General features: G+C 73.2%; 14 protein-coding genes and 1 pseudogene. 5 read left to right on the top strand and 10 right to left on the bottom strand.

The features are described from left to right. Positions 1-82: 82 nt before the first annotated feature. The 5 genes from EOT10_RS35940 to EOT10_RS35920 are packed head-to-tail and all read right to left on the bottom strand — an operon-like array spanning position 83 to position 5543. On the bottom strand, positions 83-880 hold the full coding sequence (locus EOT10_RS35940; protein ID WP_127832586.1) for a type III pantothenate kinase: 798 nt from the start codon (positions 878-880) through the stop codon (positions 83-85). A gap of 4 nt (positions 881-884) precedes the next feature. Continuing rightward, positions 885-1871 carry a carboxylating nicotinate-nucleotide diphosphorylase gene (nadC, locus tag EOT10_RS35935; RefSeq protein ID WP_127832585.1) on the bottom strand — a complete coding sequence of 329 codons (987 nt, stop codon included), beginning with the start codon at positions 1869-1871 and terminating at the stop codon, positions 885-887. A gap of 5 nt (positions 1872-1876) precedes the next feature. Continuing rightward, positions 1877-3631, bottom strand: coding sequence for an L-aspartate oxidase (locus tag EOT10_RS35930; RefSeq protein WP_127832584.1), 1755 nt, complete (start codon positions 3629-3631; stop codon positions 1877-1879). Beyond that, positions 3628-4617, bottom strand: a complete 990-nt coding sequence (gene panC, locus EOT10_RS35925; RefSeq protein WP_127832583.1) for a pantoate--beta-alanine ligase — start codon at positions 4615-4617, stop codon at positions 3628-3630. Before panC ends, EOT10_RS35930 begins: the two co-directional genes overlap by 4 nt. Beyond that, entirely contained in the window at positions 4614-5543 is a 930-nt protein-coding gene (locus EOT10_RS35920) for a Rossmann-like and DUF2520 domain-containing protein (RefSeq protein ID WP_127832582.1), read from the bottom strand. Before EOT10_RS35920 ends, panC begins: the two co-directional genes overlap by 4 nt. A gap of 160 nt (positions 5544-5703) precedes the next feature. Here EOT10_RS35920 and EOT10_RS35915 point away from each other — a divergent pair, with 160 nt between their 5' ends. Beyond that, positions 5704-6879 (top strand): threonine aldolase family protein, encoded by a 1176-nt coding sequence (locus tag EOT10_RS35915; RefSeq protein WP_127832581.1) that lies wholly within the window; start codon positions 5704-5706, stop codon positions 6877-6879. Positions 6880-6943: 64 nt separating this feature from the next. On the opposite strand, the gene EOT10_RS35910 is transcribed toward EOT10_RS35915, so the two are convergent. Continuing rightward, positions 6944-7201, bottom strand: coding sequence for a hypothetical protein (locus tag EOT10_RS35910; protein WP_431313360.1), 258 nt, complete (start codon positions 7199-7201; stop codon positions 6944-6946). Positions 7202-7347: 146 nt separating this feature from the next. Between EOT10_RS35910 and EOT10_RS35905 the strand changes: the two genes are divergently transcribed. Then, the gene (locus EOT10_RS35905) at positions 7348-8454 is read left to right on the top strand and encodes a DUF5937 family protein (RefSeq protein WP_127832580.1); all 1107 of its coding nucleotides are present in this window, start codon (positions 7348-7350) and stop codon (positions 8452-8454) included. Between the two features lie 53 nt (positions 8455-8507). Here EOT10_RS35905 and EOT10_RS41515 read toward each other — a convergent pair. From EOT10_RS41515 to EOT10_RS35895, 3 genes and pseudogenes are all read right to left on the bottom strand, one after another. Further along, positions 8508-8636 (bottom strand): annotated as a pseudogene (locus tag EOT10_RS41515) (ATP-binding protein); the annotation flags it as partial. Positions 8637-8640: 4 nt separating this feature from the next. Beyond that, positions 8641-9318, bottom strand: a complete 678-nt coding sequence (locus tag EOT10_RS35900; RefSeq protein ID WP_127832579.1) for a response regulator — start codon at positions 9316-9318, stop codon at positions 8641-8643. A 70-nt stretch (positions 9319-9388) separates the two neighbouring features. Next, positions 9389-10591, bottom strand: coding sequence for a sensor histidine kinase (locus EOT10_RS35895; protein ID WP_127832578.1), 1203 nt, complete (start codon positions 10589-10591; stop codon positions 9389-9391). Positions 10592-10709: 118 nt separating this feature from the next. Here EOT10_RS35895 and EOT10_RS35890 point away from each other — a divergent pair, with 118 nt between their 5' ends. Then, positions 10710-11735, top strand: a complete 1026-nt coding sequence (locus EOT10_RS35890) for an SAM-dependent methyltransferase (protein ID WP_127832577.1) — start codon at positions 10710-10712, stop codon at positions 11733-11735. Here the strand turns inward: EOT10_RS35890 and EOT10_RS35885 are convergent. Then, a complete protein-coding gene (locus tag EOT10_RS35885) occupies positions 11700-12851 on the bottom strand; it encodes an NADH-quinone oxidoreductase subunit D (RefSeq protein ID WP_127832576.1) in 1152 nt (383 codons plus the stop codon). The genes EOT10_RS35890 and EOT10_RS35885 overlap by 36 nt on opposite strands. Positions 12852-12882: 31 nt before the next feature. Between EOT10_RS35885 and EOT10_RS35880 the strand changes: the two genes are divergently transcribed. Further along, positions 12883-13395: a PH domain-containing protein gene (locus tag EOT10_RS35880; RefSeq protein WP_127832575.1), complete on the top strand. Its 513-nt coding sequence runs from the start codon at positions 12883-12885 to the stop codon at positions 13393-13395. Continuing rightward, complete coding sequence (locus tag EOT10_RS35875) at positions 13392-14747, top strand: PH domain-containing protein (RefSeq protein ID WP_127832574.1); 1356 nt, start codon at positions 13392-13394, stop codon at positions 14745-14747. Before EOT10_RS35880 ends, EOT10_RS35875 begins: the two co-directional genes overlap by 4 nt. Positions 14748-14835 lie beyond the last annotated feature (88 nt).

Here is a 14835-nt window from a genome sequence, read left to right as displayed (position 1 = left end):
AGTGCGAACCGTTGCACCCTTCACGCACACGTTACCGAAAGGGCGTGCGCGAAGGGGCAGTTGGCGTGCTGCCGAAAGGGCGTCAGGAGCGGGACACGTTCCGTTCGTAGACCAGGCGCAGGCCGATCAGGGTCAGCCAGGGCTCGTGCTCGTCGATCACCGCGGCCTCGCCGAGCACCATCGGCGCGAGGCCTCCGGTGGCGATGACGGTGACGTCCTCCGGGTCCTCGGCGAGTTCGCGCGCCATGCGGCTCACGACGCCGTCGACCTGGCCCGCGAAGCCGTAGAGGATGCCGGACTGCATGGCCTCGACGGTGTTCTTGCCGATGACGCTGCGCGGGCGGGCGATCTCGATCTTGCGGAGCTGGGCGCCCTTGACGCCCAGGGCCTCGACGGAGATCTCGATGCCGGGGGCGATGACGCCGCCGGCGTACTCCCCGCGCGCGGAGACCGCGTCGAAGGTGGTCGCCGTGCCGAAGTCGACGACGATGGCGGGCCCTCCGTAGAGCTCGACCGCCGCGACCGCGTTGATGATGCGGTCGGCGCCGACCTCCTTGGGGTTGTCCATGAGGATCGGGACGCCGGTCTTGATGCCGGGTTCGACGAGAACGGCCGGGACGTCTCCGTAGTAGCGGCGCGTCACCTCGCGCAGCTCGTGCAGGACCGAGGGGACGGTCGAGCAGATCGCGATGCCGTCGATGCCGTCGCCGAGCTCCTCGCCGAGCAGCGGGTGCATGCCCATCAGGCCCTGGAGGAGCACGGCGAGCTCGTCGGCGGTGCGGCGGGCGTCGGTGGAGATGCGCCAGTGCTCGACGATCTCCTCCCCGTCGAACAGGCCGAGGACCGTGTGCGTGTTGCCTACGTCGATGGTGAGCAGCATGGCGCTACTCCGCCGCGCGCAGGTCGAGGCCGATGTCCAGGATCGGCGACGAGTGGGTCAGGGCGCCCACGGCGAGGAAGTCGACGCCCGTCTCCGCGTACGCGCGCGCGTTGTCGAGGGTCAGGCGGCCCGAGGACTCCAGGAGGGCGCGGCCGGCGACGATCCCGACGGCCTCCGCCGTCTGCGCCGGGGTGAAGTTGTCCAGGAGGATCAGGTCGGCGCCCGCCTCGACGACCTCGCGCAGCTGGTCGAGGGTGTCCACCTCGACCTCGACGGCGAGGCCGGGGAACGACTCCCGTACGGCCTTGAAGGCCTGGGCGACGCCGCCGGCGGCGACCACGTGGTTGTCCTTGACCAGGGCCGCGTCCGAGAGGGACATGCGGTGGTTGACGCCGCCGCCCATGCGGACCGCGAACTTCTCCAGGGAGCGCAGGCCGGGCGTCGTCTTGCGGGTGTCACGGACCTTGGCCGTGGTCCCCTCCAGCGTGTCCGCCCACGCGCGCGTGGCGGTCGCGATGCCGGACAAGCGGCACATGATGTTGAGGGCGCTGCGCTCGGCGGTCAGCAGGTCACGCGTACGCGTGGTGACACTGAGGAGCTTCTGGCCCGCGGCGATCCGGTCACCGTCCTCCGCGTGCCGCTCGACCTCGAACTCGTCCGTGCAGACCACGGAGAGGACGGCCTCGGCGACGCGCAGGCCGGCCACGACGCCGTCCTCGCGGGCGGTGAAGTCGGCGGTGGCGACGGCGTCCTCGGGGATGGTGGCGACCGTGGTGACGTCCACGCCGCCGGCGAGGTCCTCGGCGATGGCCATGTGCGCGATGTCCTCGACCTCCACGGGGTCGAGCCCCGCGTCGGCCAGGAGCTGGGCGAGGGCGGGGTCGAGGCCGCACTCCATCATGTCGGCCATGTCGGCGTCGGATCCGCCGCTGCAGCCGCAGCCGTCGCCGCAGGCGCCGCTCTCGGCGAGGGGGAGGTCGGGGGTGCTCACGTCTCTCACTGCTCCTGCTGGTGGGTACGGCGCTCGGGGCGGGTCGGGGGGAATTCTGCGGTGGGCGTGGTGTGCGCGGCCAGCGTCCGGTCGGGATTCAGCGTCACGACGATGTGGCGGCGCCAGTTCGCGTCGTCACGGTCGGCGTGATCCTCGCGCCAGTGGCAGCCGCGGGTCTCCTCGCGGCGGCGGGCGGCGGCTACGAGGACGCGGGCGACGCACAGGAGGTTGGTGGCCTCCCACGTGTCGACGCCGGGCTCCGACGTCTTGCCGTTCTCCGCGAGGGCGCGCGCCGCGTCGGCGTGGATGCGCCCGAGCCCCGCGGCGGCCTCGGCGAGCGAGTCCGCGCTGCGGAGCACGCCGGCGCCCTGCGTCATGACGCGCTGGATGACGAACCGGGCCTCGGGCGGCATCAGGGGGTGGGTCGGGGTCTCCGGGTGCGGCACGGGGGCCGGCACGCGCGCGGGGAGGCCGTTTTCCCGGTGGGTCGCGACGATGTCGTCCGCGATGCGCTCGGCGTAGACCAGGCCCTCCAGGAGGGAGTTGGAGGCGAGGCGGTTCGCGCCGTGGACCCCGGTGCAGGCGACCTCTCCGCACGCGTACAGCCCGGGGACCGTCGTGCGGCCCTGGAGGTCCGTGCGGACGCCTCCGGAGGCGTAGTGGGCGGCCGGGGCGACCGGGATGGGCTCGGTGACCGGGTCGATGCCGTGGGCGCGGCAGGCGGCGAGGATCGTGGGGAACCGGTTCTCCCACATCTCGGCGCCGAAGTGCCGGGCGTCCAGGTACATGTGCTCGGCGCCCTGCTCCAGCATGCGGCGCGTGATGCCCTTGGCGACGATGTCGCGGGGCGCGAGCTCGGCCAGTTCGTGCTGGCCGGCCATGAAGCGCACCCCGTCGGCGTCCACGAGGTGGGCGCCCTCTCCGCGTACGGCCTCGGAGACGAGCGGCTGCTGGCCCTCCGCGTCCGCGCCCAGGAAGAGCACCGTCGGGTGGAACTGCACGAACTCCAGGTCGGAGACCTCGGCGCCCGCGCGCAGGGCGAGCGCGACGCCGTCGCCGGTGGAGACGTGCGGGTTCGTGGTCGCCGAGAAGATCTGACCCATGCCGCCGGTCGCGAGGACCACGGCGGGGGCGAGCGCCGCGCCGACGCCGTCGTGCTGGCCCTCCCCCATGACGTGCAGGGAGACGCCCGCCGTGCGGCCGTCCGCGTCCGTGAGGAGGTCGAGGACCAGGGCGTTCTCGACGGTCCTGATGCCACGCGCGCGTACCGCCTCTACGAGGGCGCGGGAGATCTCGGCGCCGGTGGCGTCGCCACCCGCGTGCGCGATACGGCGGCGGTGGTGGCCGCCCTCGCGGGTGAGCGCGAGGTCGCCGTCCGCCGACTCGTCGAAGTGGGCGCCGGTCTCGATGAGGCGGCGTATGGCGTCGGGGCCCTCGGTGACGAGGGTGCGGACCGCGTCCTCGTCGCACAGGCCCACGCCCGCGACGAGGGTGTCGTCGAGGTGCTGCTCGGGGGTGTCGCCCTCGCCGAGTGCCGCGGCGACGCCACCCTGTGCCCAGCGCGTGGAGCCGTCGTCGAGGCGGGCCTTGGTGACGACGACGGTCCGCAGTCCGGCCGCCTGGCAGCGCAGGGCCGCGGTGAGCCCGGCGACACCGGAGCCGACGATCACGACGTCGGCGGTGACGGACCAGCCGGGCGCGGGCGCGTGCAGGCGTATGCCGGTCGCTGTACCGGTGGCTGTGGTCCCTGTGGCACTCATACGGGAGCTCCGAAGGTCAGGGGGATGTTGTCGATCAGCCGTGTCGTGCCGACCCTGGCGGCGACGGCGAGCACCGCCTCTCCGATGTGGCCGTGCTCCACCTCGGTGAAGTCGGCCGGGTCGACGAGGGCGAGGTAGTCGAGCCTGAGCGGCGGCGTGGCGCGGGCGGCCTCGTCGATCACCTGGCGGGCGGCGGCGCGCACGGCTTCGGGGCCGACCGGCGACGCCTTGGCGAGGGCGTGGGCGTCGGCGGCGGCGCGAGCCTCTCCGAGCGCGCCCAGGGCGTCGGCACGCGCGCGCGTGGAGGGCGATTCGTGGGCACGCGCGCGCAGGGCCTCCTGGGCGGCGTGCCGGTCGCGGCCCGCGAAGAGCGCCTGGGACAGCGCGAGCGCGGTGCGCCGCTCCTCGGGCGAGAGGTAGCGGTTGCGGCTGGAGAGGGCCAGGCCGTCGCTCTCGCGGACGGTGGGTACGCCGACGATCTCCACGGGGAAGTTCAGGTCGCGCGCCATGCGGCGGATCAGGGCGAGCTGCTGGGCGTCCTTCTGCCCGAACAGCGCGACGTCGGCCGCCGTCAGGTGGAGCAGCTTGGCGACGACGGTGAGCATGCCGTCGAAGTGGCCGGGACGCGAGGCGCCTTCGAGACGCTCGCCCATGGGACCGGCGGTGACACGGACCTGGGGCTCGCCGCCGGGGTAGACCTCGTCGACGGAGGGCGCGAACACGACGTCGGCGCCGGCCTGTTCGGCGATCTTGACGTCGGAGTCGAGGGTGCGGGGGTAGCGGTCGAGGTCCTCGCCCGCGCCGAACTGGAGCGGGTTCACGAAGACGGTCGTCACCACCTCGCCGTCGGCGCCGGCGATCGAGCGGGCCGTGCGGATCAGTTCGGCGTGGCCGTCGTGCAGGGCGCCCATCGTCATGACGACGGCCCGGCGGCCGCTGCGCGGGCGTGCGCGGAGGTCGTCGGCGGTGTGCAGGACTGTGGTCATCGCGGGTCTCCCTCGGCGCCGTCGGCCAGGACCCCCAGCAGGTCCTCGGCGAGTTCGGGCTTGAGCAGGCCGTGCGCGAGGGCGCGGTCGGCGGTGGCGCGTGCCATCGCCAGATACCCGGCGACGGTCTGGGGCGCGTGCTTGCGCAGTTCGGCGACGTGGGCGGCGACCGTGCCCGCGTCCCCGCGCGCGACGGGCCCGGTGAGCGCCGCGTCGCCGGACCTGAGGGCGTTGTCCAGGGCCGCGCCGAGCAGCGGGCCGAGCATGCGGTCGGGGGCCTCGACGCCCGCGTCCCGCAGCAGCTCCATGGACTCGGCGACCAGCGTGACCAGGTGGTTCGCGCCGAGGGCGAGCGCCGCGTGGTACAGCGGGCGCGACTCCTCACGGATCCACTCGGGCTCGCCGCCCATCTCGATGACGAGTGCCTGTGCGGCGAGCCGCAGCGCCTCGGGCGCGGTCACGCCGAAGGAACAGCCGGCCAGCCGCTGTACGTCGACGGGGGTGCCGGTGAACGTCATCGCGGGGTGCAGGGCGAGCGGCAGGGCGCCGGCCCGCAGCGCGGGGTCGAGCACCTTGGTGCCGTAGCGCCCCGACGTGTGCACGATGAGCTGCCCGGGGCGTACGGACCCGGTCTCGACGAGGCCCTCCACGAGGCCGGGCAGCGCGTCGTCGGGCACCGTGAGGAGCACGAGCTCAGCGCGCGCGAGGACCTCGGCGGGCGTCACGACGGGGACGTCGGGCAGCATGAGCGCGGCCCGGCGTACAGAGGCGTCGGAGACTCCGGAGACGGCGACGGGGCGGTGGCCCGCGAGTGCCAGGGAGGCGGCGAGGGCGGGCCCGACACGGCCCGCGCCGACCACTCCGACGGTGAGCCGGGCGGGGCGGTCCCTGGGGTCGGTGGGTTCGGGTCGAGGAGGTGCGTTCACAGGACGACGGCCTTCCGTTCCAGTCCGCTCGGGGTACCGGACGATTTCTCGTCATGTTAACGCGATCTGCCGCACGGGCCCCGAGCGGTGGCTGGAGGCCGCTGAAGGCACCCGGCAAAACCCTGTGGGCAACCGCACGCCCGTACGACATGCTCGTCGGATGACGGACAGCGAAGAGCGGGAGACCCCCGCGCAGGACGACGCGAAGAAGGCCCGGGCCCGCCGCCTCGCGGCCCTGCGGGGCGCCGAGCGGATCCTGGGCATGCACGGTGTGGACACCACGATCGGCGAGCGGCTCGCGGCTCTCACGGACGCGGCCTGGACCGTCGCCGAACCCGGCCGGGACGGCGATCTGTACGGCGACGGCATCGTCGCCGACCTGGAGGAGCGCGTCGCACGGCTCCTCGGCACGGAGGCCGCGGCCTACTTCCCCACCGGCACGATGGCGCAGCAGGTGGCCCTGCGCTGCTGGGCGGGCCGCACCGGGAACGCGACCGTCGCCCTGCACCCCATGGCGCACCCGGAGCGCCACGAGCGGGGCGCCTTCACAGCGGTGAGCGGCCTGCGCACCGTCCACCCGACGACCGAGCCCCGGCTGCCGAACGCCGACGAGGTACGCGACTTCGCCGAGCCCTTCGGCGCGCTGATGCTCGAACTGCCCCTGCGGGACGCCGGATACGTGCTGCCCACCTGGGACGAGCTGGTCTCCGTCACCGAGGCGGCCAGGGAGCGGGACGCCGTCGTGCACTTCGACGGCGCGCGCCTGTGGGAGACCACGACCCACTTCGGGCGCCCTCTGGACGAGATCGCCGCCCTCGCCGACAGCGTGTACGTGTCGTTCTACAAGACCCTCGGCGGCCTCAGCGGCGCCGCACTCGCGGGGCCCCGGTCGTTCGTCGAGGAGGCGAAGACCTGGCGGCACCGGTACGGCGGCCAGCTCTTCCAGCAGTTCCCCGCCGTGATCTCGGCCCTGGTCGGCCTGGAACGCGAACTGCCGCGCGTGCCGGAGTACGTGGCCCACGCGCGCGTGGTCGCCGAGGCGCTGCGGGAAGCGTTCGCCGAGGCGGGGGTGCCGTGGGTGCGGGTGCACCCCGAGGTGCCGCACACGCACGAGTTCCAGGTCTGGCTGCCGTACTCCTCCGAGCAACTGAACGAGGCGGCCGTGACGCAGGCCGAGGAGACGAAGACGTCGCTGTTCCGGAGCTGGTGGGAGCAGGGTCCTCCGGGGCTCTCGGTCACCGAGGTCACGGTCTCCGCGCGCGGCCTCGACTGGACCGCCGACGACGTCCGCGCGGCCGTCGCGGACTTCGTGGCGCGGATCCCCGGGACGGCCTGATCCGAACGATCCGGCTTGATCCGGCTTGATCCGGCTTGATCCGGCTTGATCCGGACGAGAGGTTTCAGCAGCCCGCCGCCCGGTGCCGTGTGTGGGTCAGGCGGGCCAGGGCCGCCCGGATCCCGCCGCGCGCCGGACGGCCGGCGATGACCGCTTCGAAGCGGCGGTAGTCGCGCAGCTCGCGGACGGTGCGCCAGTCGTGGCGGCCGGGCGCGGGCGGGGCGGGCTCGCCGTGCAGCGAAGCGCGATAGACATCCAGTGCGTACTGCTGGGTGATGCTCATGACGTACCCCAACCCCTCGCTCGTCTTCCTCATTGTCATGCCGTGCCCCTGAATGCCGCACTTTGTGCGCTTACGTGAGGTCCGGCCCTACGAGGCTCCGCCCGGCGCCCCCGCCCGGTCACGTCGATTGACGGGAGCCGTCAATCGGGAGAGCCGTTGTCAGACCCCCCGTGCACCATGGGGTCATGAGCGTGAGCATCGACATCAGCGGGCTTGCCCCGGAGCGGATCAGCGTCGTGCCCTCGCCCCTGGCCGAGCTGGGCATGGCGCTGCACGCCCTGTCCGAGCCCGCGCACCACCCGGGGCTCCAGGGCTGGACGACCGCGGTGTCCGCGCGCCTCGACCCGTGCCTCGCGGACCGGCTGTGCGAGGCGGACTTCCTGTGGCGGGCGACGTTCTCGGACGTGTTCGCGCCGTTCGCCGGGATCCCGGGCCGGTCCGCGCTGCCCGGCGCCACCCTCGCCGAAGAGCTCGACCTCCTCGACAAGCTGACGGACCGCCAGTTCGTGGACGCCGCCCTGGAGTTCACCTGCCAGAACAGCTACGCGCTGCGCGAGGCCAACCCGCTGGACGACCCGGACATGCGCCGCCGCGCCCTGGACCTCGCGGCCACACGCGGGTTGCCCCAGGTCGAGTTCACGCACCGGCTCCTCGACGACCCGCCCGCCGTGCGCGCCTGGTTCCGCCGCCTCGTGGAGGACTGCGAGGAGGCGTTCTTCGCGGACATCTGGGCGCGTGTGCACCACCAGCTGGCGGCCGACGCGCGCCACAAGACCGAGCTCCTGAGACGCAAGGGCCTGGCCGAGGCGCTGGCGGCGGTGTCGTCGGTCGTCACGCTCGACGAGACGGCGCAGCTGATCACCGTCGACAAGATCACCGTGGGCCGCACGACCACGGAGGACGGCGGCCTCGTCCTCGTGCCGACCAGCCTCGGCTGGCCGCACCTCATGGTGCTGCACCGCTTCGGCTGGCAGCCGGCGATCACGTATCCGGTCGGCTCACCCGGCCTCACCACACCGGCGACCGTCGAGCAGCTCACGCGCCGCATGACGGCCCTCGCGCACCCCGTACGGATGCGCCTGTGCCGCCACCTCGCCCGCGGCGCGTACACGACGAGTGAGCTGTCCGACGCGCACGGGATGACGGCACCGGAGATATCCCGGCACCTGACGGTGCTCAAGAAGGCGGGCCTGATCACCACCCGGCGCCGCGGCCGCTACGTCCAGCACCAGCTGGACCTGACGGCGGTCGCCCGCCTGGGCAGCGACTTCATCGAGGGCGTCCTGCGCTAGCGCGCCCTGGAAGTCGCCGCACAGCGCGGGCGGCAGCGTGCGGTGCAGGCCAGGCGGTGCAGGCCGAAGCCGATGTGCTCGGGGTCGCAGACGACGCTGCCCGGCAGCCGCCGCCGGATCTCGTAGGCCGGCCGTGTTCGATGGATCGCCGCCCCGAAAGGGCCGTTGATCCACAGCAGCATCGGGTCAGGCCGCTCCTCCGCCGCCCGCCCGCACAAGGCCCGTCTCGTAGGCGAGTACGACGACCTGGACGCGGTCGCGCAGGTTCAGCTTGGTGAGGATGCGTCCCACGTGCGTCTTCACGGTCGCCTCCGACAGGACGAGCCGGGCGGCGATCTCGCCGTTCGACAGGCCGTGCGCGACGAGGATCATGACCTCGCGCTCGCGGTCGGTCAGCCGGGCGAGTTCGGCCAGCTGCGGCTCCTTCCCGGAGCTGGGCAGCATCGGCGCGAAGCGGTCGAGCAGCCGCCGTGTCGTGGACGGCGCGACGACCGCGTCACCGCTGTGCACGGCCCGGATCGCGGCGAGCAGTTCGGCGGGCGGCACGTCCTTGAGCATGAACCCGGACGCCCCGGCCTTCAGCCCCGAGAAGGCGTACTCGTCGAGGTCGAACGTCGTCAGGATGAGCACCTTCGGCGGGTTCGGGTCCGAGCAGATCCGCCGGGTCGTCTCCACACCGTCCAGCTTCGGCATGCGGACGTCCATCAGGACCACGTCGACATCCGCGCCGCGCAGCACCTCCAGAGCCTCGACCCCGTCGCCCGCCTCGGCGACGACCTCCATGTCCGGCTGGGCGGCGAGCACCATCCGGAAACCGGTGCGCAGCAGCACCTGGTCGTCGACGAGCATCACGCGGATCGGCATGAAGGGGATCCCTTTCGGTACATGGGCGGAAGTCGTGCGGGTGTGCTGCGGGTGTGCAGGGAGGTCAGTGTCAGTGGGCGGGCTTGAGCGGCAGCAGGGCGCTGATCCGGAAGCCGCCGCCGGGGCGCGGTCCCGCGTCGAGCGTCCCGCCGACCATACCGACGCGCTCCCGCATCCCGATGAGTCCGTGACCGCGGCCGTCGGCGCCCCCGTCCTCGTACATCTCGTGCGGAGCGCCCTTGCCGTCGTCCTCGACGAGCAGGCCGAGACCGTCGTCGAAGTAGACGAGCCGCACGCTCGCGCCGGCGTTCGCCCCGCCGTGCTTGCGGGTGTTGGTGAGCGCCTCCTGCACGATGCGGTACGCGGTCAGCTCGACGCCGCTGGGCAGCGGGCGCGGGGTGCCCTCGACCTTGAAGTCGACGGGCAGGCCCGCGGTGCGCACCTGCTCGATCAGCTCGTCGAGCTGTTCGACGTCGGGCTGCGGCACGTACTCGCCGCTCTCCTGGTGCTCGCCGGTGCGCAGCACGCCGAGGAGGCGCCGCATCTCGGCGAGCGCCTGCCGGCCGGTCCCCGAGATCGTCTCCAGGGCCTTCTTCGCCTGCTCGGGAGCGGTGTCCATGACGTACGCGGCGCCGTCCGCCTGCACCACCATCACCGACACGTTGTGGGCGACGACGTCGTGCAGCTCGCGTGCGATGCGGGCGCGTTCGGCGGCGACGGCGACCTTCGACTGGGCCTCGCGCTCCTTCTCCAGGCGGTCCGCGCGCTCCTCCAGCTGGGCCAGATAGGCGCGGCGCGTGCGGACGGAGTCTCCGAGCACCCAGGCGAGGGCGAACGGCACCATCTGGAAGACGGTGATGAGGACGTTCCCCGCGCTGCTCATCTCGTGCGCCGGCCAGCGCAGCTGGGAGAGGGGCGCCGCGCACAGGCCGCCGATCAGCGCGAATCTGGAGGCCCAGCGCGGGCTGTCCGCCGCCACGGTGTAGATGATCACCAGCATCGCGAAGTCGGCCGGCTGCACACGTACGTCCGTGACGAGCTGGAAGACGCCGACGACGGCGACGAGGATCAGCATCCGCTCGGGCACGCGCCTGCGCAGGGCGACGGCCAGGCACAGCGCCAGGACGACGGGGACGCCGAGGATGCGCGCCTCGCGGTGCATGTCCTGCTGCCCCGCGAACAGACTCATGCCGGAGACCCCGAGCAGGACGACGGCCCAGAAGGCGTCGACCCCTGTCGGGTGTCTACGGAGGAAGTCATAAATGCGCTGCACGTAACCCAGCGTAGGGAGGCGCGCAGTGTGCAGGGGTCAACCGGAGGTCCGATCCGCGTACCGCTCTCGTACTCCCCAAGGTGGAGGCCGACCCGCCCTCTCCGCTTAGCCTTCTCGCGTGAGGTACGAGCGGCGGGGTACGGGACGCGGGTGGCGCGAGGCGACGGAAGAGGCGCTGTACGGGCCGGCCGGCTTCTACCGCAGACCCGAGGGCCCGGCGGGGCATTTCCGCACGTCGGTGCACGCATCGCCGCTGTTCGCCGAGGCCGTGGCGCGCCTTCTGTGTCGGGTGGACGACGCGCTCGGGGGCCCGCCGGAGCTCGCCTTCGTGGACATGGGGGCGGGCCGGGGCGAGCTGGTGACGGGCGTCCTGGCCGCGCTGCCCGCCGAGGTGGCGGCCCGCACGCGCGCGTACGCGGTGGAGCGGGCGGAGCGTCCCGCCGGCCTCGACCACCGCATCGAGTGGCGCGCACACCCCCCGAAGGGGGTCACCGGACTCCTCTTCGCGAACGAGTGGCTGGACAACGTCCCCCTGGACGCCGTCGAGACCGACGCCTACGGAGTGCCCCGGCAGGTCCTCGTCCAGGACGACGGGACCCAGACGCTCGGGGAACCGGTGACGGACGGGCCGGAGGCGGACTGGCTGTCCCGGTGGTGGCCGCTCGGCGGTGAACCGGGGCTCCGCGCGGAGATCGGGCTCCCCAGGGACACCGCCTGGGCGGCGGCCGTGGGGACGCTGGAGCGGGGCGTGGCCGTCGCCGTCGACTACGCGCACTCCCGGGAGGCCCGGCCGCCCTTCGGGACGCTCACGGGCTTCCGTGGGGGCCGCGAGACGGCGCCCGTGCCGGACGGCTCGTGCGACATCACGGCCCATGTGGCGCTCGACGCGTGCGCGCTCCCCGGGGCGCTGCTGCTCACCCAGCGCGCGGCCCTGCACGCCCTCGGCGTGACCGGCGGCCGCCCCCCGCTGGCGCTCGCGTCCAGTGATCCCGCGGCCTATGTGCGGGCCCTGTCCGGAGCGGGCGAGGCCGCCGAGCTGACCGCGACGGGCGGGCTCGGCGACTTCGGGTGGCTGGTCCAGCCGGTCGGCGTCGGTCTGAGTGCCGCGCTACTTGTCGATGTCGCCGACGACGAAGAACAGTGACCCGAGGATCGCCACCATGTCCGCGACGAGCGTGCCGGGCAGCAGCTCGGTGAGCGCCTGGATGTTGTTGTACGAGGCCGACCGCAGCTTGAGCCGGTACGGCGTCTTCTCGCCCTTGCTGACCAGGTAGTAGCCGTTGATCCCGAGCGGGTTCTCGGTCCACGCGTACGTGTGGCCCTCGGGAGCCTTGAGGACCTTCGGGAGGCGCTGGTTGACGGGGCCCGGCGGCAGCTCGGCGAGCCGGTCCAGGCAGGCGTCGGCGAGTTCGAGGGCGTTGTGCGTCTGCTCCAGGAGGACCTCGAAACGGGCCAGGCAGTCACCCTCGCCGCGGGTGACGACCTTCAGTGTGTCCTGGAGGTCCCCGTAGGCGAGGTACGGCTCGTCGCGGCGCAGGTCGAAGTCGACTCCGGAGGCGCGGGCGATCGGACCGCTCACTCCGTAGGAGTGCACCGCCTCCGGAGAGAGCACGCCGACGTCGCGCGTGCGGCCGCGGAAGATCTCGTTCCCGAGGACCAGGTTGTCGTACACGTCCATGCGCGAGCGCACCGAGGCGACCGCCGCGCGTGCGCGGGTGGTCCAGCCGGCCGGCAGGTCCTCCTTGAGACCGCCGACGCGGTTGAACATGTAGTGCATGCGGCCGCCGGAGATCTCCTCCATGACGTTCTGCAGTTCCTCGCGCTCCCGGAACGCGTAGAACACCGGGGTGATTCCGCCCAGTTCAAGCGGGTACGAACCCAGGAACATCAGGTGGTTGAGGACCCGGTTCAGCTCCGCGAGCAGCGTCCGCAGCCACACCGCGCGCTCCGGTACCTCCATGCCGAGCATCCGCTCGACGGCGAGGACGACGCCGAGCTCGTTCGAGAAGGCGGAGAGCCAGTCGTGGCGGTTGGCCAGCATTACGATCTGCCGGTAGTCGCGGGCCTCGAAGAGCTTCTCGGCACCGCGGTGCATATAGCCGATGACCGGCTCGGCCTGCTGGATGCGCTCGCCGTCGAGGACGAGGCGCAAGCGCAGCACCCCGTGCGTCGACGGGTGCTGCGGGCCGATGTTGAGCACCATGTCGGTGGTCTCGGCGGCGCCGCCGATGCCGACCGTGGTCTCCGTCGTGGGCGTCATGGGAACAGTGTCTCGTACATAGGGTGGGTGCATGGAGACGGGGACCGAGGGGACGGCGGATCCGGGTGCGGGAACCGCGGGCGAGCCGGTGTGGACCGGGCTTCCCAGGGGGCTGCTGAGGGTGCGCAGGCTGCTGCTCGCGCTGTGGCTCGTACCGCTGACGATCCTGGCGGGGGCGCTGCTCGGTGCGTTCGCCGGGGGCGCGTGGGCGGCGTTCGCGCTGCTGCCGCTCGCCGCGCTGCTGTGGGGCTGGGCGATGCTCGGCCGTAACTGGCGCTCGTGGCGCTACGCCGAGCGCGCCGACGACCTGCTGATCAGCCGGGGCGTCCTGTGGCGTGAGGAAACGATCGTGCCGTACGGGCGCATGCAGCTCGTCGAGGTCACGTCCGGCCCCCTGGAGAGGCGGTTCGGGCTCGCGAGCCTCCAGCTGCACACCGCCGCCGCGGCGACCGACGCGACCATCCCCGGCCTGACGCCGCCCGAGGCCGAACGCCTCCGCGACCGGCTCACCGAACTCGGCGAGGCCCGATCGGCGGGACTGTGACCGCCCCGGACGCCCCTGCGGACGCACCCGGCGCCGCGGACGCGCCCGGCGACGCGGCGGCGCGGGAACGGCGGCTGCACCCCGTCACGCCGCTGCGCCGGGCCTGGGCGCCCGTCGCGGTCGTCCTCGGCTGGGCGGCCCACGACCTGAACGAGGCGCAGCGCAGGCTCGTCCAGCTGACCGCGACCACGGTCCTCCTGGGCCTCGCCGTACTGATCCCGGCCGCCGCCCTCTACGGATTCCTGTCCTGGTGGTTCACCCACTTCTCCGTCACCGACACCGAACTGCGCATCCGCACCGGCCTGTTGTTCCGCCGCACCGCCCACATCCGGCTCGACCGGATCCAGGCCGTGGACGTCACCCAGCCGCTGCTGGCCCGCTTCATAGGCGTCGCCAAACTCAGACTGGACGTCATCGGCGCGGACAAGCGGGACGAACTCGCCTTTCTCGGCGAGCGTGAGGCCCGCGCACTGCGCGCCGAACTCCTCGCCCGCGCCGCCGGGTTCGCCCCCGAGAGCGTGCACGACGTCGGCGAGGCACCGGCCGAGCAGCTCCTGCACGTGCCGCCCCGCATGCTCGCGGTCGCGATCCTGCTCACCGGCGCGCCCTTCGCGATGCTGCTCGCCGCGCTCGTCGTGCCGTCCCTGCTGTGGCTGGCCACGCACAGCCTGTGGACCGTGGTCGCGGCGGCCGTCCCCCTCCTCGGCGGCGCGGGCACGAACAGCGTGGGCCGCTTCATCAAGGAGTACGACTGGACGGTGGGCGAGTCGCCGGACGGCCTGCGCATCGACCACGGACTCCTCGACCGCGACCACGAGACGGTGCCGCCGGGGCGGGTGCAGACCGTACGCATCGTGGAGCCGCTGCTGTGGCGGCGGCTCGGCTGGGTGCGGGTGGAACTGGCCGTCGCCGGCTCGTCGAACTCCGTGCTCGTGCCCGTCGCCCCGCGCGAGGTCGCGCGGGGCGTGGTGGAGCGGGCGCTGCCGGGTGTGACGGTGCCGGGCGCGGAGGCGTTCACCCGGCCGCCCCGACGCTCGGGGTGGTGCGTGCCCCTCTGGTGGCGCGGCTACGGGCTCGCGACCACCGATGCCGTGTTCGCCGCCCGGCACGGGCTCGTCCGGCGGCGGCTCGCCCTCGTGCCGCACGCGAAGGTGCAGAGCGTGCGGCTCACACAGGGGCCCTGGGAGCGATGGCGGGGCGTGGCCGACGTCCATGTGGACACGGGCGCGAACCAGACGGTGACGGCGCGGCTGCGGGACGCGGGCGAGGCGGTGGAACTCCTGCGCGCCCAGGCGGACCGCTCCCGCACGGGCCGGAGAGTGGCCCGCCCGGACCGGTGGATGTCGTCATGAGGGTGAGGGAGCAGAGACGGGTGGCGGCACACGGAAACGGGTGGGGGCACGGAGACGGGGTGGGGCCTCGGTGTGTGTCACACCGAGG

It is taken from the genome of Streptomyces antnestii, from assembly GCF_004005495.1.
In the GTDB taxonomy this organism is placed as follows: domain Bacteria; phylum Actinomycetota; class Actinomycetes; order Streptomycetales; family Streptomycetaceae; genus Streptomyces; species Streptomyces antnestii.
Note: the sequence above shows the minus strand (reverse complement) of the source record. Positions and strands in the feature narration are given on the sequence as shown.

What these genes read in the sequence shown, in the direction of transcription:
- EOT10_RS35940 (WP_127832586.1), bottom strand. Translation starts at nt 880, where the DNA reads ATGCTGCTCACCATCGACGTAGGCAACACGCACACGGTCCTCGGCCTG.
- EOT10_RS35930 (WP_127832584.1), bottom strand. Translation starts at nt 3,631, where the DNA reads ATGAGTGCCACAGGGACCACAGCCACCGGTACAGCGACCGGCATACGC.
- panC (WP_127832583.1), bottom strand. Translation starts at nt 4,617, where the DNA reads ATGACCACAGTCCTGCACACCGCCGACGACCTCCGCGCACGCCCGCGC.
- EOT10_RS35915 (WP_127832581.1), top strand. Translation starts at nt 5,704, where the DNA reads ATGACGGACAGCGAAGAGCGGGAGACCCCCGCGCAGGACGACGCGAAG.
- EOT10_RS35910 (WP_431313360.1), bottom strand. Translation starts at nt 7,201, where the DNA reads ATGACAATGAGGAAGACGAGCGAGGGGTTGGGGTACGTCATGAGCATC.
- EOT10_RS35905 (WP_127832580.1), top strand. Translation starts at nt 7,348, where the DNA reads ATGAGCGTGAGCATCGACATCAGCGGGCTTGCCCCGGAGCGGATCAGC.
- EOT10_RS35900 (WP_127832579.1), bottom strand. Translation starts at nt 9,318, where the DNA reads ATGCCGATCCGCGTGATGCTCGTCGACGACCAGGTGCTGCTGCGCACC.
- EOT10_RS35885 (WP_127832576.1), bottom strand. Translation starts at nt 12,851, where the DNA reads ATGACGCCCACGACGGAGACCACGGTCGGCATCGGCGGCGCCGCCGAG.
- EOT10_RS35880 (WP_127832575.1), top strand. Translation starts at nt 12,883, where the DNA reads ATGGAGACGGGGACCGAGGGGACGGCGGATCCGGGTGCGGGAACCGCG.